This is a genomic window from Pseudomonas sp. FBCC-B1565, assembly GCF_059133265.1.
Genome location: NZ_CP101438.1, coordinates 2,948,994 through 2,972,032 on the forward strand (window position 1 = coordinate 2,948,994; position 23,039 = coordinate 2,972,032).

At 60.7% G+C, this 23,039-nt stretch carries 20 protein-coding genes and 2 pseudogenes; 8 read left to right on the top strand and 14 right to left on the bottom strand.

The genetic code is table 11. The features are described 5' to 3' along the window. Positions 1 to 113: 113 nt before the first annotated feature. Complete coding sequence (locus NL123_RS14050; RefSeq protein WP_248481891.1) at positions 114 to 884, top strand: class I SAM-dependent methyltransferase; 771 nt, start codon at positions 114 to 116, stop codon at positions 882 to 884. Between the two features lie 91 nt (positions 885 to 975). Further along, on the top strand, positions 976 to 1,761 hold the full coding sequence (locus NL123_RS14055; RefSeq protein WP_058424851.1) for a sulfite exporter TauE/SafE family protein: 786 nt from the start codon (positions 976 to 978) through the stop codon (positions 1,759 to 1,761). An 834-nt stretch (positions 1,762 to 2,595) separates the two neighbouring features. On the opposite strand, the gene NL123_RS14060 is transcribed toward NL123_RS14055, so the two are convergent. Continuing rightward, positions 2,596 to 3,837, bottom strand: coding sequence for an acyl-CoA dehydrogenase family protein (locus NL123_RS14060; protein ID WP_494358038.1), 1,242 nt, complete (start codon positions 3,835 to 3,837; stop codon positions 2,596 to 2,598). A gap of 253 nt (positions 3,838 to 4,090) precedes the next feature. On the opposite strand from NL123_RS14060, the gene sfnG reads away from it, so the two are divergent. Continuing rightward, positions 4,091 to 5,176, top strand: coding sequence for a dimethylsulfone monooxygenase SfnG (gene sfnG / locus NL123_RS14065; RefSeq protein WP_494358039.1), 1,086 nt, complete (start codon positions 4,091 to 4,093; stop codon positions 5,174 to 5,176). 79 nt (positions 5,177 to 5,255) lie between these two features. On the opposite strand, the pseudogene NL123_RS14070 reads toward sfnG, so the two are convergent. Further along, positions 5,256 to 5,699: pseudogene (locus NL123_RS14070) on the bottom strand (GNAT family N-acetyltransferase); the annotation flags it as partial. 94 nt (positions 5,700 to 5,793) lie between these two features. On the opposite strand from NL123_RS14070, the gene NL123_RS14075 reads away from it, so the two are divergent. Both NL123_RS14075 and NL123_RS14080 read left to right on the top strand, forming a co-directional pair. Next, complete coding sequence (locus NL123_RS14075; RefSeq protein WP_248481884.1) at positions 5,794 to 7,380, top strand: RimK family ATP-grasp domain-containing protein; 1,587 nt, start codon at positions 5,794 to 5,796, stop codon at positions 7,378 to 7,380. 7 nt (positions 7,381 to 7,387) lie between these two features. Beyond that, positions 7,388 to 8,311, top strand: a complete 924-nt coding sequence (locus NL123_RS14080; RefSeq protein WP_248481881.1) for a magnesium transporter CorA family protein — start codon at positions 7,388 to 7,390, stop codon at positions 8,309 to 8,311. 9 nt (positions 8,312 to 8,320) lie between these two features. Here the strand turns inward: NL123_RS14080 and map are convergent, their stop codons facing one another. After that, positions 8,321 to 9,076: a type I methionyl aminopeptidase gene (gene map / locus NL123_RS14085; RefSeq protein ID WP_248481879.1), complete on the bottom strand. Its 756-nt coding sequence runs from the start codon at positions 9,074 to 9,076 to the stop codon at positions 8,321 to 8,323. Then, on the bottom strand, positions 9,076 to 9,276 hold the full coding sequence (locus NL123_RS14090) for a ParD-like family protein (RefSeq protein ID WP_058425498.1): 201 nt from the start codon (positions 9,274 to 9,276) through the stop codon (positions 9,076 to 9,078). Before NL123_RS14090 ends, map begins: the two co-directional genes overlap by 1 nt. 273 nt (positions 9,277 to 9,549) lie before the next feature. Between NL123_RS14090 and ilvA the strand changes: the two are divergent. Next, positions 9,550 to 10,542 (top strand): annotated as a pseudogene (ilvA, locus tag NL123_RS14095) (threonine ammonia-lyase, biosynthetic); the annotation flags it as partial. A gap of 247 nt (positions 10,543 to 10,789) precedes the next feature. After that, the gene (locus tag NL123_RS14100; protein ID WP_248481876.1) at positions 10,790 to 11,056 is read left to right on the top strand and encodes a DUF1652 domain-containing protein; all 267 of its coding nucleotides are present in this window, start codon (positions 10,790 to 10,792) and stop codon (positions 11,054 to 11,056) included. Between the two features lie 54 nt (positions 11,057 to 11,110). On the opposite strand, the gene NL123_RS14105 is transcribed toward NL123_RS14100, so the two are convergent. The 10 genes from NL123_RS14105 to NL123_RS14150 all read right to left on the bottom strand — a co-directional run bounded on the left by NL123_RS14105 (position 11,111) and on the right by NL123_RS14150 (position 22,304). Next, on the bottom strand, positions 11,111 to 11,380 hold the full coding sequence (locus tag NL123_RS14105) for a DUF2790 domain-containing protein (RefSeq protein WP_071492597.1): 270 nt from the start codon (positions 11,378 to 11,380) through the stop codon (positions 11,111 to 11,113). 84 nt (positions 11,381 to 11,464) lie between these two features. Then, a complete protein-coding gene (locus NL123_RS14110; RefSeq protein WP_494358040.1) occupies positions 11,465 to 12,403 on the bottom strand; it encodes a carbohydrate kinase family protein in 939 nt (312 codons plus the stop codon). A 12-nt stretch (positions 12,404 to 12,415) separates the two neighbouring features. Continuing rightward, complete coding sequence (xylB, locus tag NL123_RS14115) at positions 12,416 to 13,897, bottom strand: xylulokinase (protein WP_494358041.1); 1,482 nt, start codon at positions 13,895 to 13,897, stop codon at positions 12,416 to 12,418. 139 nt (positions 13,898 to 14,036) lie between these two features. Beyond that, positions 14,037 to 15,518: a mannitol dehydrogenase family protein gene (locus tag NL123_RS14120; protein ID WP_494358042.1), complete on the bottom strand. Its 1,482-nt coding sequence runs from the start codon at positions 15,516 to 15,518 to the stop codon at positions 14,037 to 14,039. An 18-nt stretch (positions 15,519 to 15,536) separates the two neighbouring features. Next, positions 15,537 to 16,640 (bottom strand): ABC transporter ATP-binding protein, encoded by a 1,104-nt coding sequence (locus tag NL123_RS14125; RefSeq protein WP_494358043.1) that lies wholly within the window; start codon positions 16,638 to 16,640, stop codon positions 15,537 to 15,539. A gap of 22 nt (positions 16,641 to 16,662) precedes the next feature. After that, a complete protein-coding gene (locus tag NL123_RS14130; RefSeq protein ID WP_003173672.1) occupies positions 16,663 to 17,493 on the bottom strand; it encodes a carbohydrate ABC transporter permease in 831 nt (276 codons plus the stop codon). Positions 17,494 to 17,503: 10 nt separating this feature from the next. Next, entirely contained in the window at positions 17,504 to 18,394 is an 891-nt protein-coding gene (locus NL123_RS14135) for a carbohydrate ABC transporter permease (RefSeq protein WP_248481868.1), read from the bottom strand. Positions 18,395 to 18,546: 152 nt separating this feature from the next. Further along, on the bottom strand, positions 18,547 to 19,857 hold the full coding sequence (locus NL123_RS14140) for an ABC transporter substrate-binding protein (RefSeq protein WP_494358044.1): 1,311 nt from the start codon (positions 19,855 to 19,857) through the stop codon (positions 18,547 to 18,549). A 179-nt stretch (positions 19,858 to 20,036) separates the two neighbouring features. Next, a complete protein-coding gene (locus NL123_RS14145) occupies positions 20,037 to 20,942 on the bottom strand; it encodes an AraC family transcriptional regulator (RefSeq protein WP_248481866.1) in 906 nt (301 codons plus the stop codon). A gap of 72 nt (positions 20,943 to 21,014) precedes the next feature. Beyond that, complete coding sequence (locus NL123_RS14150) at positions 21,015 to 22,304, bottom strand: glycosyltransferase (RefSeq protein WP_494358045.1); 1,290 nt, start codon at positions 22,302 to 22,304, stop codon at positions 21,015 to 21,017. A gap of 158 nt (positions 22,305 to 22,462) precedes the next feature. Between NL123_RS14150 and tpx the strand changes: the two genes are divergently transcribed. Then, positions 22,463 to 22,963, top strand: coding sequence for a thiol peroxidase (gene tpx, locus NL123_RS14155; protein WP_248481864.1), 501 nt, complete (start codon positions 22,463 to 22,465; stop codon positions 22,961 to 22,963). Positions 22,964 to 23,039 lie beyond the last annotated feature (76 nt).

The window sequence follows — 23,039 nt, forward strand, 5'->3', positions numbered from 1 at the left end:
AGCGGGGTGACTGAAAGGACTACCCACGGCGAGCACGATTGGATGCAGCGATTAGAAAATAAACCTCAGAGGGCGCACACTGTGTCCCCGTTTTACCCGAGGAGAGATTGGCAATGACTGGTGTGCACACGTCTGCTCAACAAGGTTTCTCTACCCAGGCCGTTACCTACGCCCAGGGGCGGCCGGATTATCCACGGCAACTCACCGGCTGGCTGGCCGACACATTGCGCATCAGCGCGCAGTCCAGCGTGATTGACCTGGGCGCCGGCACCGGCAAGTTCACCCGTTTGCTCAGCACCCTGGCACCGACCCTGATCGCGGTCGAGCCGGTGGCGGCGATGGGCGCGCAGTTGACCAAACTGCTGCCGGATGTGCGCCTGCTCAATGGCACCGCTGAATCCATCCCCTTGCCAGCCGCCAGCGCCGATGCAGTGGTGTGCGCCCAGGCGTTCCACTGGTTTTCCACCGAGGCGGCCCTGGCGGAAATCCATCGCGTGCTCAAGCCTGACGGCCGCCTTGGCCTGGTGTGGAATGTGCGGGATGAATCGGTGGATTGGGTCGCCGCGATCACCGACATCATTACCCCGTACGAGGGTGATACGCCGCGCTTTCATACCGGCCGCTGGCGTGATGCCTTCAGCGGCAAGTATTTTTCCCAACCCGAAGTGACCTGTTTCCCCTACAGCCATGTTGGCAGCCCTCAGGAGGTGATCATGGATCGTTTCCTCTCCGTGAGCTTTATTGCCGCGTTGGCCGATGAGCCCAAGGCCCGCGTCACCGCGCAATTGCAGGCGCTGGTCGACACCCATCCTGCATTGAAAGGGCGCGACACCGTGGCCTTCCCGTATCAGACCCAGGCTTACGTCTGTCATCGACTGGTCTAAAAGGCATAAAGTCAGATCATATTGGTATAAGTCGTTATAAGAAAAATCGCTATCCTGCGGCCAGAAATTTATAAGGCCGCAGGTAGCTGTAATGGATGTGGGTAATTTTGGTTTCGTGGTTGCCGGCCTGATCGTTGGTTTTATCGTGGGCATGACCGGTGTGGGCGGTGGTTCGTTGATGACGCCAATCCTGTTGTGGTTCGGCATCAACCCGGCCACCGCCGTAGGCACCGACCTGCTGTACGCCGCCATCACCAAGTCGGGTGGGGTGCTGGTGCACGGCAAGAACAAGAACATCGACTGGACCATCACCGGCTGGCTGACCCTGGGCAGCGTGCCTGCGGTGTTGCTGACGCTGTGGTTCCTGGCCAGCCTGCACACCGATCCCAGCGCGATGAATGCGGTGATCAAGCAGGCGCTTGGTGTGGTGTTGCTGCTGACCGCGTTGGCGATTCTGTTCAAGAACCGCCTGTTGGCGTTTGCCCAGCGGCATGCGGGTGATAGCTATCACATGAGCCCGCGCAATCTGAATGCGCTGACGGTGGTGACGGGGGCGATCCTCGGTACCATGGTGGCGCTGACGTCCATTGGCGCGGGAGCGCTGGGGACGGTCGCGTTGTTTATTCTGTATCCGTTCCTGGCTACGCGGCGGCTGGTGGGGACTGAGATCGCGCATGCGGTGCCGCTGACCCTGGTGGCGGGGTTGGGGCATGCCAGCATGGGGAATATGGATTGGCATCTGCTCGGGTTTTTGTTGATGGGGTCTTTGCCGGGGATCTATGTTGGTAGTCATATGACGGGGAAGCTGCCGGACGGGGTGTTGCGGCCTTGTTTGGCGGTTATGCTCATGGCCATTGGCTATAAACTGGCTTTCTGATTGAGTACATATCCGTTATTTAGGTAACGGCGGCTTATGGTTCCGCTCTTACAGCGGCTCACTTTTGGAGGGACCGGAATGCCGGCCCAGCCAAAAGTAAGCAAAAGGTCCTCGCCCCAACACTCGGCACCTCGCCTAGGCTCGGTGTGCCCTCACTCCGGCTTGAATCCGTGGGCCGCCGTCATGGGCCATCCTTGGCCCAGGACGGCTAACCCGGCGTCCTGCCGGGTTACCCACGGATTCAAGCCTGCGTTCGGCCAGCGTGTTTGACGGGGCGCCCCAGATCAAAAGCAAGAGCGCGGCGGCCTTAGAGCCGACCGGATTGTATGGGCGGTACTCGGTCAAAGTGTGGGAGGGGGCTTGCCCCCGATGGCAGTGGGTCAGTCACTGATGAGTTGGCTGACACACCGCCATCGGGGGCAAGCCCCCTCCCACAGTTTGATCTTCATGTATCAGTTGAAGGGTGGTTTGCTCTGGCTCTGGCTCTGGCTCTGGCCCTGGCTCTGGCTCTGGCCCTGGCTCTGGCTCTGGCTTTTGATCTGCTTTTGATTTTGATGTTAGGCGCCCCGTCAAACACGCTGGCCGGAATTCGGCAGGGATTTGGGGGGTAAACCGGCAGGGATGCCGGTTTAGCCGCCCCGCGCCATGGATGGCGCGTGGCGGCGGCCCCCCAAATAACTGTCGAATTACGGGCACACCGAGCCTAGGCGAGGTGCCGAGTGTTGGGGCAAGAGCGTTTTGCTTACTTTTGCGCTTTTCAAAAGTGAGCCGCCGTAAGGGCGGAACCAATATCAGCCATCACCTAAATAACGGATATACACACAGTCAAAAATCTCAACCCACTACGCCAGGCCCATTCCCAATCTGCCAAACAAACGGCGGCTCAGCCCCATTGACCACCCAATCCCCCACAATCCGCGCCTTGTAAATCACCGGATTGTGCGACGACACCGTCCGCGCATTCCGCCAATGCCGATCCAGCGCCTTCCCCTGACGCACATCCGAAGCCCCCAACGCATTAAACAACTCACTGGTCGCCCGCTGGATCAACCCCGACACCACCACCTGCGCCGTAGCCGACTCAATCTCGGCCGCCACGTTCGCTTCGCGCTCTACCGCATCATCCCCGCCAAATCGCGCCACATACGCCCGTTGCGCCGGCAACGTCGCCTTCAGCGCACTCGCCTCGGCGGCATACACCAGCGCCGCCACTTCACCCACCACCTGTTGAATCTGCGCATCCTGGCTGACATGCGCCGCATTGCCATGGCTGTAGATGCGCTTGCGGCTGCGCACCTGATGCGCCACATCACGCACGGCCGCACGGCCGATACCCGCCAACGTGGCCAGCAACACCAACTGGTAGAACGCGGTCTGGTATTTGAAGCGCGTGGCAAAGTCGATCACGTTGTCCGCCTCCACCACCGCATCGCTAAAGCGCGACGTGCCGCTGCCGGTGGTGCGCTGGCCAAAGCCGTCCCAGTCGTCACTGTGCACCACGCCCGGTTGACGGGCGCGGGTCGCGGCGATCACGTCGCCACCGGTGTCGCTGCGTTGGGCGTACACGTCGATCCAGTCGGCAAAGATGCTGCCGGTGCTGTAGAACTTCTCTCCATTGAGCTTCCACTGGTCGCCGTCGGGGCTGACCCGGGTGACCACGTCGCCAATGGCCACGTTGCCGATTTCGGTCCAGGCACAGCCGACGATATCGCCGTCCACGAAACGCTTGAACCACAGGTCGCGGCCGGCGCCGGGCGGTGCATTCAGGCGGTCTTCGGCAAAGGCGAAGTGCCCGCGCAGGGCCTGGGGCACGTTGGAGTCGGCTTCGGCCAGTTCGATCAGCAGTTCGAACAACTGCGGCAATGAAGCACCACCGCCGCCATATTCCACCGGCACGCGGACGGCGCCAAACCCTGCCTCTTTGAGCCACTGGATCGGCTCATGGGGCAGGGTGCGATTGTGTTCGCGCGCTACGGCACCTTCGGCGATGCGCTGGAAGATCGGGCGGAAACGTGCCGCCAGCGTGGGGTAGTCGACGCCGATGGACAGCGGGTTGATGACGTGAAGTTCGGTCATGGCGAGGTTCCTGGGCAGTGATCGATGCAGAGGGGATTGCACAGTCCGTGCCGGGTTCCGGGGTGCGTATTTACGGGGACAAACGTCGAGTTACTGTTGCCCTGGCAACAGCGGATCGACAAACCGACGCAATCCAACACACTGGCGATGGTGCCGGGTATCAGGCCCAAGCCGCCTGGCCTGGGCGTTTCCCCAGCCTGGCACGCTTGCTGCTCAAGCCCTGGTACATCCCTTTTGTACGAGGTACCGTCCGATGACTCAACACGCCGTGAAATTTGCCTACTGGGTGCCCAACGTCAGCGGTGGGCTGGTGGTCAGCAAAATCGAACAACGCACCCACTGGGGCATCGACTACAACCGCAAGCTGGCGCAGCTGGCAGAAGCGGCAGGCTTCGAGTATGGCCTGACCCAGATCCGCTTCACCGCTGGCTACGGCGCCGAAAACCAGCACGAATCCGTGGCGTTCAGCCACGCGTTGCTGGCCGCGACCACCACGCTCAAGGTGATCGCCGCGATCCTGCCCGGCCCGTGGCAACCGGCGCTGGCGGCCAAGCAATTGGCGACCATCGACCAGCTCACCCATGGCCGTATCGCGGTGAATATCGTCAGTGGTTGGTTCAAGGGCGAGTTCCAGGCCATTGGCGAGCACTGGCTGGAGCACGACGAGCGTTATCGCCGTTCCGAAGAATTCATCCGCGCCCTCAAGGGCATCTGGACCCAGGATGACTTTACCTTCAAGGGCGACTTCTACCGGTTCAACAATTACACCCTCAAGCCCAAGCCACTGGGCCAGCCGGAAGTGTTCCAGGGCGGCAGCTCGCGGGCGGCGCGGGACATGGCCGCGCGAGTGTCGGATTGGTACTTCACCAACGGCAACACCCCGGAAGGCATCAAGGCCCAGGTCGATGACATCCGCGCCAAGGCGGCGGCCAATAACCACTCGGTCAAAGTCGGCGTCAACGCCTTCGTGATCGCCCGCGACACCGAGGAAGAAGCCCGCGCCGTGCTGGCCGAGATCATCGACAAGGCCGACCCGGAAGCGGTGAATGCCTTCGGTGATGCAGCGAAACAGGCCGGCAAGGCGTCGCCGGAGGGCGAGGGCAACTGGGCCAAGTCCAGCTTCGAGGACCTGGTGCAGTACAACGATGGCTTCAAGACCAACCTGATCGGCACGCCGCAGCAGATTGCCGAGCGCATCGTCGCGCTCAAGGCCGTGGGGGTGGACCTGGTGCTCGCGGGCTTCCTGCACTTCCAGGAAGAAGTCGAATACTTCGGCAAGCGCGTGTTGCCGCTGGTGCGTGAGCTGGAAGCCAAGGCGGCAATCAAAGAGGTGGCTTGATCCGTGCTTGTAGTGAGCGGGCTTGCTCCGCGCTTCGATTCACCTGACACACCGCAGCGCGGGGCAAGCCCGCTCACTACAGGTGTTTTTCCAGGCGAAGGGCGGGAGTGTGGTCTTCGTAGTAGTCGTTGATCAGGGCAAAGCGCCGATAACCGTTGCGCTCATAGAGGTTGAGGGCGCCGGGGTTGTCGGTGCGTACTTCCAGACGTATGCAGGTATAGCCCTGTGCCACTGCGATAGCTTCCACGCCGTTCAGCAACTGCTTGCCCAAGCCAATGCCGCGTGCATGCTCGGCAATGGCAATCGAATACAGGCGCGCCGAGCAGGCGCCCCGACGAAATAACACCAGCGCATAGCCGAGTAACTGCCGGTCATTTTCCGCCACCAGCAACTGGCCGTGGGCGCGGCTGACCATCCACTGGAAACTGCGCGATGACAGCCGGTCGCTGCTGAAACAGCGCTGTTCCAGTGCCACCAGTTCAGACACATCGTTGGAGGTTGCAACGCGAAAGCAAAGAGCCATATGACCGCCGTAAAAGTTGTGTAACGAAACGGGACTTCTCTAAATGATCGTGCTTAATAGAAAAGGTCGAGTTCTCTAAAGCGGATCAACTATTATGTCGGCGGTACAAGGTCATTGGCGTGAAGTATCGGAGCAAACAGTCGCGACGACAATAACTGATAAAGGTTATTTTTCTGCCGCACTCAAAGGAACCCGTCAAGTCGTGATTATTGTCGAGCGCAAGGAAGATTGGGCCTCCTACTTCCCCAGCGAAGACATCGTCACCGCCCAGGAATACCTGGAACAGACCCGGGAAACCGAGACCGGCAAGCGTGTGCAGGTGATCAACCTGTGCCGCAGCTACAAGTACCTGGGGCACGGTTACTACTGCTCGCTGCTGGCCGAAGCCCGTGGGCACAAGGTGATTCCGTCGGTGCGCACCATCAGCGAACTGACCAAGAAGTCGCTGTATGGCCTGGCCCTGGATGACCTGGATAAAACCCTCGATAAAGCCTTGAGTCATCATCTTTACAGCAATACCGAAGGCTTTACCCTGACACTGTATTTTGGCCGGACCAATATAGAGCCGTTGCAGGACCTGGCCCGTCAGTTATTTGAAGCGTTCCCGTGTCCCATCCTGTTAGTTGATTTCAAAAGGAGTAACGGCTGGCATATCGAAGGGATCAAGTCCGGTGTATTGCACAAGTTGCGCGATGACCAGGAAGATCAATTCGCCCATGCGCTGGACAACTTCAGCCGCAAGATATGGCGCCAGCCGCGCTCACGTCGCCTGGCCCGTTATGACCTGGCCATCCTGCACGATCCCCAGGAGCAATTGCCGCCGTCGAATGCCAAGGCGTTGGACAATTTCATCCGCGTGGGCAGGGGCCTGGGCATCGATGTGGAGTTGATCGAGCGCAAGGACTATTCGCGCCTGGCCGAGTACGACGCCTTGCTGATCCGCGAGACCACCAGCGTCGACAACCACACCTACCGCTTCGCCAAGAAAGCCGAAAGCGAAGGCCTGGTGGTGATGGACGACCCGGCGTCGATCCTGCGCTGTACCAACAAGGTCTACCTCACCGACTTGCTCAACAGCCACCAACTGGGCATGCCCGCCACCGAAATTCTGTACAAGGAGCGACCGGAAGACTTCGAGCGGGTCGGCGAGCGCCTGGGCTTCCCGCTGGTGCTGAAGATCCCTGACGGTTGCTTTTCCCGTGGCGTGATCAAGGTTGAAAGCCAGGAAGCCTTGCTCAAGGCCACCGCCGAGTTGTTCGAGCATTCAGTGCTGTTGCTGGCCCAGGAATTCTTCTACACCGAATACGACTGGCGCATCGGCGTGCTCAACCGCAAGCCGATCTTCGCCTGCCAGTACTTCATGTCCAAGGGCCATTGGCAGATCTACAACCACAAGGCCATCGGCCAGGCCATCAACGGCGAATGCCGCACCCTGGCGGTGCATGAAGCGCCCAGGGCGGTGGTCGAGTTGGCAGTGAAGACCGCCAACCTGATCGGCGATGGCCTCTACGGCGTCGACCTCAAGCAGTCCGGTGACAAGGTGGTGGTCATAGAGGTCAACGACAACCCGAACCTGGATGCGGGCATCGAGGACGCCTACTTGCAGGACGACCTGTATGGCCTGGTGCTGGAGGAGTTCGTGCGGCGCCTGGAGTTGAAGCGTCAGGGCCAGGTCTGGTGACCCGGCGATGATCCAGCGTTTCGAGCTGATCGATGGCAAGCTGCAGGGCGGGGAGAGTGACGCAGCCCCGATCATGCTGTTCAACAACCCTGACCTGGCCGAACGTGGGTGGCTGCGCGACCATCACAAACTGGATGAACACGCCCTGGCCTCGGCCCTGGACCCGGATGAAGTCTCGCGTATCGAGTTTCACCCCGACAATCTGTTCCTGATCTGGAAACGCCCCGAGAACTACTCCGGCGGCGGCAACCTAGTGTTCGAAGTGTCGTCCTGCGGCCTGCTGTTTTCCCCCAGCCGCCTGCTGGTGATCGCCACCGACGAAACCCCGCTGACCGGCCTGGGCAAGCGCCGTCCGCTGCACACGCCGCTGGATGTGCTGCTCGACCTGCTGCTCAACAACATCCACCATTACCTCGGTCATCTCAAGGTGATCAAGCTGGTCGCCCGCGAGCTGCAGCAGCAGTTCAATGCGTCCATGAGCAACCACCACCTGATGCAGATGTTCAGCCTCAGCGAAAGCCTGATCTATTACATCAACGCGCTGCACAGCAACGGCGCGGTGTTGTCGCGGCTGCGCAACCACGCAGAGAAGGAGCATTTCAGCGCTGAGATCATTGGCTTGATCGATGACCTGGTCATCGAGAACCACCAGTGCTACAAACAGGCGGAGATCTATTCCAATGTGTTTTCCGGGCTGATCGACGCGCGCGGCAACCTGATGAACAACAGCATGAACAACCTGTTGCGCAAGCTCACGCTGATCAACGTGGTATTCCTGCCGCTCAACCTGATTGCGAGTATCGGCGGCATGTCGGAGTTCAGCATGATGACGGCGGGGACGCCGTGGTGGGTGTCGTATCCACTGTTCTTGGCGGCAATGGGAGTGGGCGGTGGGTTGATGGTCCTGGGCCTCACGCGCATCAAATTGTAGGCGCTGGCGTCAGGGGGAGGGTTGCAACGTCAGGACCTCAAAGCCGTCCGCCGTCACCGCCACCGTATGCTCCCACTGCGCGGACAGGCTGTTGTCCTTGGTCACCACCGTCCACCCATCCTTCAAGCTGCGCACTTTCGAGCTGCCCTGGTTGAGCATCGGCTCGACGGTGAACACCATGCCTTCGCGCAATACCAGCCCGGTACCGGGGCGGCCGAAGTGCAGGACCTGCGGTTCTTCGTGCATCTCGCGCCCAATCCCGTGGCCGCAATACTCACGCACCACGCTATAGCCGTTGGCCTGCGCATGGCTCTGGATCGCATGGCCGATATCCCCCAGGCGCGCGCCGGGCTTGACCTGGCGGATACCGGCCCACATGGCTTCAAAGGTCTGCTCCACCAGGCGCCGGGCCTTGGGCGCGACGCTGCCGATCATGTACATCTTGCTGGAGTCGGCGATAAATCCGCCTTTTTCCAGGGTGATGTCGATGTTGATGATGTCGCCGTCCTTGAGGATCTCCTTGGCGCTGGGCATGCCATGGCACACCACCTCATTGATCGAGGTGTTGATGCAGAAGGGGTAGTCGTACTGGCCCAGGCTCGCCGGGCGGGCCTTGAGGTCATTGCGGATGAAGGCTTCGACGGCGGCGTCCAGCTCCAGGGTGGAGCGGCCGGCGGCGACGAACCCATCGAGCATGCTGAAGACCTGGGCCAGCAGGCGCCCGGACTCACGCATCACGGCCAGTTGTGCGGCAGTCTTGATCATCAACTGCGCCCCCGGATCAGGTCAGGCTTGTCCAGCAACAGTTTGTTGATCAACTCGTTGTAGGGCAGCTGGGGGTTGAGCTCGGCGAGCAGGCCGATCTTGATCCAGAATTCGGCCTGGGCGTTGATGGAGCGGTCCATCGCGGCGCTGGCCAGGCGCAGTTGTTCGTGCAGTTGGTCGGTGATCTTGACGATGCCCATGGTGTTCACTGTGCTGGGTTGATATACAAAGCGTATATGTTTCGTATATAGGGCGTAAACCCCCGGCCGCTAAATGGCGCAAGGCCATTGACTTGGGCGCGGGCCGCCGGTTAGTTTCGTGACATGACCTTTCAAACCTTTCGCAGCCAGCCAAGCATTATTACCGCCATTCCTCATTTGGCGGGATAGCGCACGGCTGCACCCAAACCCGCCCTTGAGGCGGGTTTTGTTTTTCCGTCTCCCGGGCCCTTTACAAAAAGCCAGGAGAGAGCCATGAGTACCCGCCCCGAGACCGCCGACACGGGCTTGCTTGAACAGTATGTGAAGAAGATCCTCGCCGCCCCGGTCTACGACCTGGCGGTGCGCACGCCGTTGCAGGTCGCGCCCGCGCTATCGGCCTTGCTGGGCAACCAGGTGCTGCTCAAGCGTGAAGACCTGCAACCGACCTTTTCTTTCAAGATCCGCGGCGCCTACAACAAGCTGATGCAGTTGAGCGACGCGCAAAAGGCCCGGGGCGTGGTCACGGCCTCGGCGGGCAACCACGCACAAGGCGTGGCGCTGGCGGCGCGGGAACTGGGGATCAAGGCGCGCATCGTGATGCCCGCCAGCACCCCGGAACTCAAGGTACTCGGCGTGCGCTCTCGCGGTGCTGAAGCGGTGTTGCATGGGCAGAGTTTCCCCTTTGCCCTGGCCCATGCGTTGCAACTGGCCGAGTCATCCCGCGCCACCTTCGTGTCGCCCTTCGATGACCCGGATGTAATTGCCGGCCAGGGCACCGTGGCCATGGAGATCCTGCGTCAACAACAGGGCGCGTTGGACGCGATCTTCGTGCCCGTGGGCGGTGGTGGCCTGATCGCCGGGATCGCCGCCTATGTCAAATACCTGCGTCCCGAGGTGCGCATCATCGGCGTCGAACCCGAAGGCTCCAGCTGCCTGTTGGCGGCGCTGCAAGCGGGGGAGCGGGTGGTGCTGCCCAGTGTCGACGGGTTTGCCGACGGTACGGCGGTGGCGCAGATCGGCGCCTACGGGTTTGAAATCTGCCGCCATTGGGTGGATGAAGTCATCACCGTCAGCAACGACGAATTGTGCAGCGCCATCAAGTTGATCTATGACGATACCCGTTCTATCACCGAGCCTTCTGGCGCATTGGCGGTGGCGGGTGTGCGCAAGTACGTGGCAACTAGAGGCGTACAGGGGCAGACCCTGGTCGCGGTCAATTCGGGGGCGAATATCAACTTCGATAGTTTGCGACATGTTGCTGAAAGAGTTGCGGCGCAAAGCGCAAGTTCAGGGTTAAACGTTTAATCGCAGCCAATCGACGACGATTTAAACAACGCTGCTTTACTTATATAACCCGGCCCATCGCTTATGAGGAAAGGTTACAACGATGGCCGATTTTGCCGAGTAGGCTTGGGTGTTACAAGCGTCTTCCAGGGTCGGCAAGACGCAGCGGGCGAGCGCCCGTGGGTTTAATAACAATCTGTTGGCAGTCTCAGAAAAGGAGAGGTTGACCATGCTTTCGGAATTAGAACTTCGCAGCATTATTGAAGGAAGTTTCCTGCCCAAACGGTGCGAATGCACCAAAGCCGAAGATGCTTCGCTGACGATCAAGGTCTACGACGACCATGACCGTGACCGGGTGGATTTGGAAGTCAAAGGCATCAACGCCGATAAACTCGACAGCAGTCGGGCCATTTGCAACTTGATCACCGGGTTACGTGAAGATCTCAAGCACGCCCATACCCCTATCCTGCAACGTGCAGGAGGACGGGCTTACTGAATACTTGAATGTTGAACCGTGGGCCTGGTGATTGCCAGGCCCAGCGCTGTCCAGTCAGTTCTGGAAGTCGCAGGCGTCGGACATCTTCCGATAGCTCACGTCTTCGACTTTGCCGGCCTTGTCCAAAAACTTGATATCCGCCTTGATGACTTTGCATTCATCGGTCGGGGTTTCGTTCATGGCCAGGACCTTGTCAATGTTCATCGGCAGGCCGTAGTGGTAGGGCACGGGTTTGACAGTGGCGACTTGATCGTCGGCCTGGGCCAGGCCTGACACGGCTGCCAGCGCCAGGCTGGCGCCGAGCATTAAGGTGCGCAGTTTCATGGTGTTGCTCCGCAAGTGGGTACCACTTCACTGTCGACTTGCGGGATTAACCATCGATTAATGTTTAGTTGGCTGACAAAATCTTCATCCAAGCTGCTGGCGGTAGGGCAGGTCCGGGCCGGTCTTGGTGCAGGTCAGCGCCGCGGCGCGGATCGCAAAGCCGAGCATGGCGTCGATCTGTGCAAGGGTCAGCCGTTGCAGGCCGTCCACCGAATCCAGCTGCTGCTCGGTCAGCCAGGCGATCAGCGCGGCCTGGAAGGTATCGCCGGCACCCACCGTATCGGCCATCACCACCTTGACCGCCGGCGCAGACCAATTGCCGTGCTGGCGGCTGAACACGCTGGCGCCGTCACCGCCACGGGTGAGGAACACCAATTGGCAACGGTGTTGCAGCCAGCCCTGCAGCACGCTTTCCGGCGATTGGTCCGGGTAGAGCAAATGCAGGTCTTCGTCGCTGACCTTGATCAGGTCGGCATGCTTGACCAGTTCGGCCACGCGGTCGCGCCACAGTTGGATATCCGGCTGCGGGTTGAGACGCACGTTGGGGTCGAGGCTGATCAGGCGCTTGCCGCTTTCGCGCTTGACCAGGTTCAGCAGCGTGTCGCCGATCGGTTGCACTACCAGCGAGAACGAGCCGATGTGCAAGCCGCGAATATCATCGCCCAGGGCAGGTAGATGGGCGATTTCCAGCAGCCGGTCGGCGCAGCCTTCGCCACGGAAGTTGTACTGCGGTGAACCATCGGCGCCCACGGCGACCATCGACAGGGTGGTCGGTGCGGCGAATTCCACCAGGAACTGCTCGCTCACGCCTTCATCCTTGAGCACCTGCAATAAGCGGCGGCCAAGGAAGTCGGTGGACAAGCCGCCGAACAACCCGGCCTCGATACCCAGGCGGCGCAGGCCTACCGCCACGTTGAACGGCGAACCGCCGGCAATCGCCTTGTAGTTGACCTTGGAGGCCTGCCCGCTGGCATCTTCCTCGCTGAAGAAATCAAACAGCGCTTCACCACACACCAGATACATAGTCGTTCGCTCTTAAAGGGTTGCCACGAGTTGTTGATAGCGCTCGTAAGCCTGCTGGTAGGCGCCCACGCTGGCCGCCACCGGCAGGGTCCGGCTGGCGGGGTCGACGCTTACGCATTTGTCGCAAAGGCTGGCCAGCGCTTCGCCGGACTGGCACCACGCCGCCTGGATCGCCGCGCCCAGGGCGGCGGCTTCGCTTTGTTCGGTGCAGATCACTTCGGTGTTCATGATGTCGGCGACCATCTGGCGCCATACCGGGCTTTTCGAACCGCCGCCGATCAAGCGGATGCTCTGGCTTTGCAGGCCGGTCTCGCGCAGCAGGTCGAGGCCGTAGCGCAGGCCGAAGGTGGTGCCCTCGACCACGGCGCGGCACAGGTTGGCGCGGGTCAGGTTGGTCATGGTCAGGCCGTGCAGGCTGCCGGTGGCGTGGGGCAGGGCGGGTACGCGTTCACCGTTGAGGAACGGCAGCATGCTTACACCGTCGGCGCCAATTGGAGATTGCTCGACCAGGGCGTTGAACGCGGCCAGGTCGAGGTCGAACAGCTCGCGGACCACCCCGGTGGCATTGGTCAGGTTCATGGTGCAGATCAAAGGCAACCAGCCGCCGCTGGATGAGCAGAAGGTAGCGACCGAAGCCTGCGGGCTGACGTTGGGTTGGTCGGCAAACGCATACACCGTGCCCGAGGACCCCAGGCTCATGGTGATCACGCCAGGCGCGATATTACCGGTGCCGATGGCGCCCATCATATTGTCGCCGCCGCCGCTGGAAACGATGGCATTGGGGTTGATGCCCAAGTGTTCGGCGATGGCCGGCAGGATCGTGCCGACGCTTTGATTCGCCTCGATCAACGCTGGCAGCGCCGCTTCAAGGCGGCCGCTGGGGTCGATGTGCTTGAGCAGGTCCACATCCCATTCACGGCTGCGCACATTGAAGTAGCCGGTGCCCGACGCATCGCCATACTCGGCGACGGCGCGGCCGGTGAGCCAGTAGTTGAGGTAGTCGTGGGGCAACAGGATATGCGCAATGCGCGCAAACAGGTCCGGGTGCTGTTCGCAGGTCCACAGCAGTTTCGACACGGTGTAGCCCGGTGCAATCGCCACGCCGAGGCGTTCCAGCGAGCCGTTCTCACCGCCTAGATCGGCCAGCAGGCGCTCGTTTTCGGGCGTGGTTTCGGTGTCGCACCACAACTTGGCCGGGCGCAACACCTCACCGTGTTCATCCAGCAGCACCAAGCCATGTTGCTGCCCGGACACGCCGATACCGAGGATGTCCTGGCCGTCCACACCGGCCTGTTGCAGGGCGCGGTGGGTGGCTTCGGTGAAAGCGTCCAGCCATTCCTGGGTGTGCTGTTCGCGGCGGCCGTTGGCGCCGCTGATCAGGGTGTGCGCCGCAGCGCCGAGGCCGAGTACCTTGCCGCTGGAGGCGTCGAGGACGATGGCCTTGGTGCCTTGGGTGCCGCAGTCGATGCCGAGAAACAGGTTTTGCTGGGTCATGAGGGTGTGCTCAGCAGTTTATTGTTCGAGTTGGCAATGCATTCCAATGTGGGAGGGGGCTTGCCCCCGATAGCGCTGGGTCAGCTAAAGATGCATCAACTGACACTCCCTCATCGGGGGCAAGCCCCCTCCCACATGTTTAGGTCGGTTTCTTCAGGAGTTGCTGCAGTGTTTTGGTCACGCCGTTATCGCGCAAGCTCACATAACACCGCTCGAACGCTGCCACAAACTCAGCCGACTTGGGAATAGCCGTGCCAAAAATCTCCTCCACCCCCAGCAGGCGTTTGCTGATCAATGCATCCTCACTCACCAGCCCCTGGCAGAACTCGGCGCGCGGATCCGGGATCTTGTAGCTCACGCCATTCTCATCCACGCCCTTGAGGTAAAGCGCCCAAGCGGCCACCACCAGCGCCGCACGCTCGGTCTCGCGCCCATCGGCAATCAAGCGATTGATGGTCGGTACGGTGAACTTGGGAAACTTCGACGAGCCATCGGAACACACGCGTTCCAATTGATCGGCAATCGCCTGGTTGGAGAAGCGGTCGACCAATGTCTGCTTGTATTGCGTCAGGTCGATGCCCGGCACCGGCGCCAGGTTCGGCGTGACGTCCAGGTCCATGTAGGCGCGCATGTAGGCCACGAACAGCGGGTCATTCATGGTCTCGTGCACAAACCGATAACCCTTGAGAAACCCCAGGTAGGTCAACGCCAGGTGGCTGCCGTTGAGCAGGCCGATCTTCATCTCTTCATAGGGCGTAACGTCATCGGTGAACTGCACGCCGACCTTTTCCCAGGCCGGGCGACCGTTGACGAATTTGTCTTCCAGCACCCACTGCACAAAGGGTTCGCACACCACCGGCCAGGCATCGTCGATGCCGTGCTCGTCGTGCAATTGCAGGCGGTGGGCGGTGCTGGTCATCGGCGTGATGCGGTCGACCATGGCGTTGGGAAAGCTCACATTGGCCTTGATCCAGTCGTGCAACTCGGCGTTGTGCAGGGCGGCGAAGGCCAGCAGCGCCTTGCGGGTCACGGCGCCGTTGTGCGGCAGGTTATCGCAGGACATCACGGTAAACGCCGGGGTGCCGGCGGCGCGGCGCTGGGTCAACGCGGCGCAGATAAAGCCGAACACGGTTTTCGGTGCGCTCGGGTGCGCCAGGTCGTGCTGGATCTGCGGCAAGTGGGCCATGAACTCGCCGTTGCTGTCGTCGATGCAGTAGCCGCCCTCAGTGATGGTCAGCGACACGATGCGGATGGCCGGGTCGGCCAGTTTGTCGATCAGCGCCTGGGCGCCGTCTTCGGCCAGCAGCATGGCGCTGATCGAGCCGATCACCCGCACTTCGGTGTCGTCGGTGTCGCCCAGCTCGTACAGGGTGAACAGGTAGTCCTGGCCAGCCAGGTCGTCGCGGGCCTTGCGGTCCTCGGCGCGTAGGCCGACGCCGCAGATGCTCCAGTCCAACCCTTCGCCGGTGTTCATCAGCGCATCGGTGTAATACGCCTGGTGCGCACGGTGGAAACCGCCGACGCCGATATGGGCGATGCCCTGGGTGGTGCTGGCAATCGCATAGCTGGGCAGCTTCACTTGCGATGCCAGCTGGGTGAGGTTGTGTTTATTCAGTTTCATCAGCTCAATCTCGCGAAATCAGGCGGCAGCGCGCAGTGGGCGGGCCACGGCCACGCCATCGGTGTCGAACAGATGGCAGTGCGCCGGGTCCAGGTGCAGGTGCAGCGTCTCGCCGTACTGGCTGGCCATGTCGCCACGGATCCGCATGGTCAGCGGCTCGCCATTGGCGGTGATGACGTGGCAGAAGGTGTCGCTGCCCAGGCGCTCGCCGACGTCGGCGGTGACAGTCAGGGTGGTTTGGCCGGGCGTGGCGATTTCCAGGTGCTCCGGGCGAATGCCCAGGGTCACCACGCTGCCGACGAGCAGGCTGGCGCTGCTCAACGGCAGGCTGATGCTGGTGCCGGCGTCCAGTTGCACTTCGCAGCCCTGGCCTTCGACGCGGGTGACCGTGCCTTTGAGGAAGCCCATCTTCGGCGTGCCGAGAAAGCCCGCCACGAACAGGTTGGCCGGCTGGTGGTATAGCTCCAGCGGCGAGCCGACCTGCTCGATACGGCCACTGTTCAGCACCACCACTTTGTCGGCCAGGGTCATGGCTTCGACCTGGTCATGGGTCACGTAGATCATGGTCGCCTGCAGCTCTTTATGCAGGCGCGCCAGCTCCAGGCGCATCTGCACGCGCAGGGCGGCGTCGAGGTTGGACAGCGGTTCGTCGAACAGGAAGATCTTCGGGTTACGCACAATCGCCCGGCCAATGGCCACACGCTGGCGTTGGCCGCCGGACAGTTGCTTGGGCTTGCGCTCCAGCAGCGGGCCCAGTTCCAGGATGCGTGCCGCTTCGCTGACTTTGCTTTCCACCAGCTTCTTGTCGACCCCGGCCAGGTCCAGGGCAAACGACATGTTCTTGCGCACGCTCATGTGCGGGTACAGCGCATACGTCTGGAACACCATGGCCAGGTCGCGCTTGGCTGGGGTCACTTCGGTGATGTCGCGCCCGTCCAGTTCGATGGTGCCTTCGCTGACTTCTTCGAGGCCGGCGATCAGGCGCAGCAGGGTGGATTTACCACAGCCCGACGGGCCGACGAACACCACGAATTCTTTGTCGTTCACTTCCAGGTCGATGCCCTTGATGATGGAAAAGCCTTCGAAGCCTTTTTGCAGATTCTTGATTTTCAGGTTGGCCATGATGGGCCTCCGCTAGGAATTATTATTTAACGGCGCCGAAGGACAGGCCGCGCACCAGCTGTTTCTGGCTGATCCAGCCAAAGATCAGTATCGGCGCGCAGGCCAGGGTCGACACGGCGGACAATTTGGCCCAGAACAGCCCTTCGGGGCTGGAGTAGGAGGCGATCAGCGCGGTCAACGGCGCAGCGGCGGACGAGGTCAGGTTCAGCGACCAGAACGCTTCGTTCCAGCACAGGATCAGCGACAGCAACACGGTGGAGGCCAGGCCCCCCTTGGCAATCGGCAACAGTACGCGGACCATTTCCTGCCACAGGGTCGCGCCATCCAGGCGCGCGGCTTCGAGGATGTCCTTGGGGATGTCCTTGAAGTAGGTGTAAACCATCCAGACCACGATCGGCAGGTTGATCAGGGTGTATATGATGATCAGCGCGATGCGTGTATCCAGCAGGCCAAAACTCTTGGCCAGCAGGTAGATCGGCATCAGCACGCCCACTGGCGGCAGCATCTTGGTCGACAGCATCCACAGCAGCGTGCCCTTGGTGCGCTGGGTTTCGTAGAACGCCATGGAGTAGGCGGCCGGCACCGAGATCAACAGGCACAAGGCGGTGGCGCTGAAGGAAATCAGCACCGAGTTCCACGCATAACTGAAGTAGTTGCTGCGCTCGTTGATGTGCAGGTAGTTCTCCAGCGTCGGCGTGAAGATGAACTGCGGCGGCGTGGCGAACGCGTCGATTTCGGTCTTGAAGCTGGTCAGCACCATCCAGAAGATCGGGAAGAAGATCAGGATCGCGATGGCCCAGGCCAGGGTGCCGAGCAACAGGCTTTGCAGGCGGCGGGATTGTTGAAGCGTCATGGCGCGGCCCTCAAGGCTTGTCAGTCAGGTTTTTGCCGATCATCCGCACCAGGATGATCGCCGCGATATTGGCGATGACCACGGCAATCAAGCCGCCAGCCGAGGCCATGCCCACGTCGAACTGCACCAGCGCCTGGTTGTAGATCAGGTAGGCGAGGTTGGTCGAGGCGTAGCCGGGGCCGCCGTTGGTGGTGGTGAAGATTTCGGCGAACACCGAGAGCAGGAAAATCGTTTCGATCATCACCACCACGGCAATCGGCCGGGCCAGGTGAGGCAGGGTCAGGTGCCAGAAGATCGCGATGGCGCCGGCACCGTCCAGGCGTGCGGCTTCCTTTTGTTCCTGGTCGAGGGACTGCATGGCGGTCATCAGCAACAGGATTGCAAAGGGCAGCCATTGCCACGACACGATGATGATGATCGACAGCAACGGGTAGTGCGCCAGCCAGTCCACCGGCTCGGCACCGAACAGCTTCCACACGGCGGCAAGAATCCCCGACACCGGGTGGAAAATCAGGTTCTTCCAGATCAGCGCACCGACGGTGGGCATGATGAAGAACGGCGAGATCAACAACACCCGCACCAGGCCACGGCCGAAGAACTCACTGGCCTCCAGCAGGGCACTGATCAACACACCGAACACCACGCTGATCAGCAGCACGCTGCCCACCAGCAACAGGGTATTGGTAGCACCGGGCAGGAAGCCCGAGTCGGTCACGAAATACGTGAAGTTCTCCAGCCCGACAAACTGGTTTTCACCGGGGTAGAGCAGGTTGTAGCGGATCAGCGAAAAGTACAGGGTCATGCCCAGCGGCACGATCATCCACAGCAGCAGCAAGGCCACCGAGGGGCTGACGAGGAACCAGCCGGGGTTGGTCAGGCGGTTTTTGGCGGGTGTATTCATTAGGGTCAAGACCAGTCAGATACGAATCGGAGCGCGGTCAATGTGGGAGGGGGCTTGCCCCCGATAGCGGTGTGTCAGTCACACATTCATCAACTGTTGGATTGCTATCGGGGGCAAGCCCCCTCCCACATTTGACTGTGGGTGGGCCTGGGTTATTTGGGGTAGCCCGCCCGCTTCATTTCACGCTCGGTGGTGGTCTGTGCGGCGGTTAAGGCTTGGTCCACCGTCTGCTGACCGGTCAGCGCGCCCGAGAAGAACTTGCCGACCTGGGTGCCGATCGCCTGGAATTCAGGGATAGTCACCAACTGGATACCGATATACGGCACCGGCTTGAGCGTCGGCTTGGTCGGGTCGGCGACTTTCAGCGATTCCAGCGTCACCTTGGCAAACGGTGCGGCTTTCATGTACTCGTCGCTGTAGGTCGACTTGCGCGTGCCTGGTGGTACGTTGGCAACGCCATCGGTCTTGGCAACCAAAGCGCCATATTCCTTGGAGGTGGCCCAGCTGGTGAACACCTTGGCGGCGTCCTTGGCCTTGGAACTGGTTGGAATGGCCAGGCTCCAGGAGTACAGCCACGACGTACCTTTGTCGGTCTTTTCATGAGGGGCAAAGGTGAAGCCGACATGGTCAGCCACTTTGCTCTGGGTCTTGTCGGTGACGAACGAGCCGGCCACGCTGGCATCCACCCAGATCGCGCACTTGCCGCTGTTGAACAGCGCCAGGTTTTCGTTGAAACCGTTGCTGGAAGCGCCCGGCGGGCCGGATTTCTTCATGTTGTCGACGTAGAAGTTCAGCGCGTCCTTCCATTCAGGGCCGTTGAATTCCGGCTGCCATTTCTCATCGAACCAGCGCGCCCCGTAGCCGTTGGCCAGGGTGGTGATCAGCGCCATATTCTCGCCCCAACCGGCTTTGCCGCGCAGGCACAGGCCGTATTGCTCTTTGCTCTTGTCGGTGAGTTTGCTGGCGAATTCGCCGATCTGGGTCCAGGTCGGGTGCTCGGGCATGGTCAGCCCGGCGTCCTTGAACAGATCGGTGCGGTAATAGGTGATCGAGCTTTCGGCGTAGAACGGCAGGGCGTACAGCGAGCCTTTCACGGACAAACCGTCACGCACTGAAGGGAATACATCGTCGAGGTCGTAGGACGCCGGCAGATCCTTCATCGGCTCCAGCCAACCCTTGGCGCCCCACAGTGCAGCTTCGTACATGCCGATGGTCAATACATCGAACTGCCCACCCTGGGTGGCGATGTCGGTGGTCAGGCGTTGACGCAGTACGTTCTCTTCGAGCACCACCCAGTTCAGCTTGATCTCCGGATGCTCGGCCTCGAAGGTTTTCGAGAGCTTTTGCATACGGATCATGTCGCTGTTGTTGACGGTGGCAATGGTCAGGGTCTGCGCGCCAAGGCTGACGGCGCTGATAGTCAAGCAGGTAGAGGCAAGCAGAACTTTTGCTGTGAATTTCATCGCGCACTCCGTTTCCGCGCCCAGGGGGCTACAGAAGGACAGTTATTGTTGTTGTGTCTTCCCACGAGCTGTCAGGAAGAGTGTGCGTTGATTACAGCCTCGAAATGGGGTTGTGACAAATCCTTGGGCGCACTGGCACTGATACTTTTTTGCACTCGGGCTCAAGCCGGCTGAAACTATTAAGCCAGGTTCTGTTCGGTGAGCCGCTGCACCGCCAGGCGCCGGTAGTGGGAAGGGGTCATGCCTTTAAGCTGCTGGAAGCGTCGGTTGAAGTTGGAAATATTGTTGAAGCCCGACTCGAAACACACATCCGTCACGGCTTTATCCCCATCGGCCAACAACTCGCAGGATTTGCTGATACGCAAACGATTGACGAATTCGATGAACGTACGCCCGGTAGCCTGTTTGAACACGCGTGAGAAGTAAGTCGGCTTCATCCCCAGGTATTCCGCCACTTCCTCAAGCGGCAACTCGCGCGCGTAGTGCGCAAAAATGTAATCCACTGCACGGTTGGTGCGGTCGATGCTGTGTTCATCGGCCAGTTGCGGCGTGGTCACACCGGACAGCAGTTGGTAGTCCTCGCAGGCGCTCAATACTTCCAGCAGGATAAAGAAGTGCCCCAGGCGCGCCATGCCCTGGGCGTCCTCGATGCGTTGCATCAGGGTCATGGCCTGGGCGATGGTCTTTTTGCAGCGAAACTCGATGCCGTACTGCGCGCGTTCCAGCAGTGGTGCCAGGCTTTTGAGTTCGGCGAAGATGTGGCTGCCGTGCTCGAACAGTTCATCGGTGAAATTCACCAGCATGTCGCGCTTGGGCACCACCTCGTCTTCGTCCACCTGGCTGATCCAGTTGTGGGGCAGGTTGGGGCCGGTGAGAAACAGGCTTTCCGGGTAGAAGTTGCCGATATAGTCGCCGATAAACACCTTGCCGGAGCTGGCGACGATCAGGTGCAGCTCGTATTCCTTGTGGAAGTGCCAGCGCACCAGCGGGCAAGGGAAACCGTGTTGGCGATAGATGATGGACAGGCCGTTGTGGTCGTCCATCAGTTCGTAGGAAGGGTCGGTGATGCGCGCTGCTCGGGTCATGCTGCCGTCGCTTTATTGTGGTTGCTGCGTAGGATAATGCCCCCTTGCGCACGACCTCGCCAGCGTCGATGTTTATACGTTGCGGTTTTTTGCCTCGATCCACTGCGACATGTACTGGGTACTTTTATGGGCGTGGTGGCGCAGCATGCTGCCAGTGAAGTTATCGCGTCGATGGGCCGCGAGGTGTTGACGGCACTGCTCCAGGCAGGCCACCAGCGCCGGGCCGTGGATGTCCTGGTCATACCGCCGGGCCAGCAGTTGGCGACCGTCTTCCTGGGCCTGGGTCCAGCGTTCACGGTCTTGATACAACGCCACCGCCGCCGCCGCGAGGGCAGGTGCGCTCTGTTCTACTGCGCCAGGCCATGGCTGTTCATCCCCCATGGCCTCGGCGCCGATTGGCGTGGTGACGTTTGGCGTGCCGCAGAGCATTGCATCTGCCAGCTTGCCCTTGATCCCGGCGCCGAACCGCAACGGTGCCAGGCAGATGCGCGCCGCCGTCATCACTTGCAAGGCGTCTTCGGCCCAGTTCATCACATGAAACCCTTGTGCCGGGTTATGCAAGGCCGTGGCTTTGGGCGGGGTGTAGGCGCCATAAATGTGCAGTTGCGCTCCCGGGAGTTGCTGGCGGATCAGCGGCCACAGGCTGTTTTTCATCCAGAGCACCGCATCCCAGTTGGGGGCGTGGCGGAAGTTGCCGATGCTGAGGAAATGCGCGCGGTCTTCAAATGGCGCGAAGGGCTCGGTCGGCCGCTCCAGCATCAGCGGGCACCAGTGGAGCAGGGCGGGCGGCACCTTGAAGTGCTCGGTCAGCAGGCGGATTTCCACGTCGGAGATCATCAGGCTGATGTCGCAGCGGTAAATCGCCGCGATTTCCCGTTTGGCCAGGTCGGTCTCGGCCATTAGTCGGAACTCTTCCGGCAGTGCCGGGCAGAACAACGCGCTGAAGTCCTCGGTGTCGGGATGCGCCTTCAGGTGATCCTTGACGCGTTGGTGACGGGCATCGCGCAAGCTTTGCAGGTCGGAGGTTTCCAGGACACGCAGGGCGCCTGGGCAGCATTTTTCGACGCGCCAGCCGAACTGCTCCTCCATCATGAAACGGTCGAACAGCACGATATCCGGGGCCAACTCGCGAATAAAATCATCGAAACTGCGGTTATTGAGTTCGATGGCGCATTCGGCGATGCCCAGTGCAGGCAAATCGGCCTTGTGCTCGCCGATGGTCGCGGGGCTGCTGAAGGTTATGTCCCAGCCTTGTGTAAGAAAGCTCTGAAGAATCTGCATCATGTGCCCGCCTGCGGCCGAGGAACACGGCTCCGGCCAGACATAACCAATGACCAGGACTTTGGTGGCAGGCTGATTCATCAACAACAGGTTCCTTGAAGGGCAGGGCGATCGGCGCGCAATTAAACCATAACCGGCGGCATGACAATTTATGTCTGGCGGTAGGTAGCCATCGCACTTTGTGGTTAACTTCCGCCTCTCGAATTCGTTTCATCAAACCCAGCATAAGGATTCTGTTCATGGCTCAAGTCACCCTTCGTGGTAATCCTGTCCAGGTTGAAGGCGAACTGCCGAAAACCGGCTCCACCGCTCCCGAGTTCAGCCTGGTTGCTACCGACCTGTCGCAAGCGACCCTGGAAACCTTCGCCGGCAAGCGCAAGGTGCTGAACATCTTCCCAAGCGTTGACACCCCGACCTGCGCGACCTCGGTACGCAAGTTCAACGCCCAGGCCAACGACCTGAGCAACACGGTCGTGCTGTGCATTTCCTCTGACCTGCCGTTTGCCCAGAAGCGTTTCTGCGGCACCGAAGGCCTGGACAATGTGCTGAGCCTGTCGGACTTCCGCAACGCCGACTTCGCTGTCGACTACGGCGTTTCCCTCGCCGACGGCCCACTGCAGGGCCTGACTGCCCGCGCCGTGGTGGTACTGGACGAGAACAACAACGTGCTGCACAGCGAACTGGTTGCGGAAATCGGCCAGGAGCCGAACTACGAAGCAGCCCTGGCTGTTTTGAAGTAACTGTTTCGGTACGTTACTGTCGTTTTGCAGTAACACGCTTGATGCATGATTGCGGCCTGGCCTAGTCCAGGCCGTT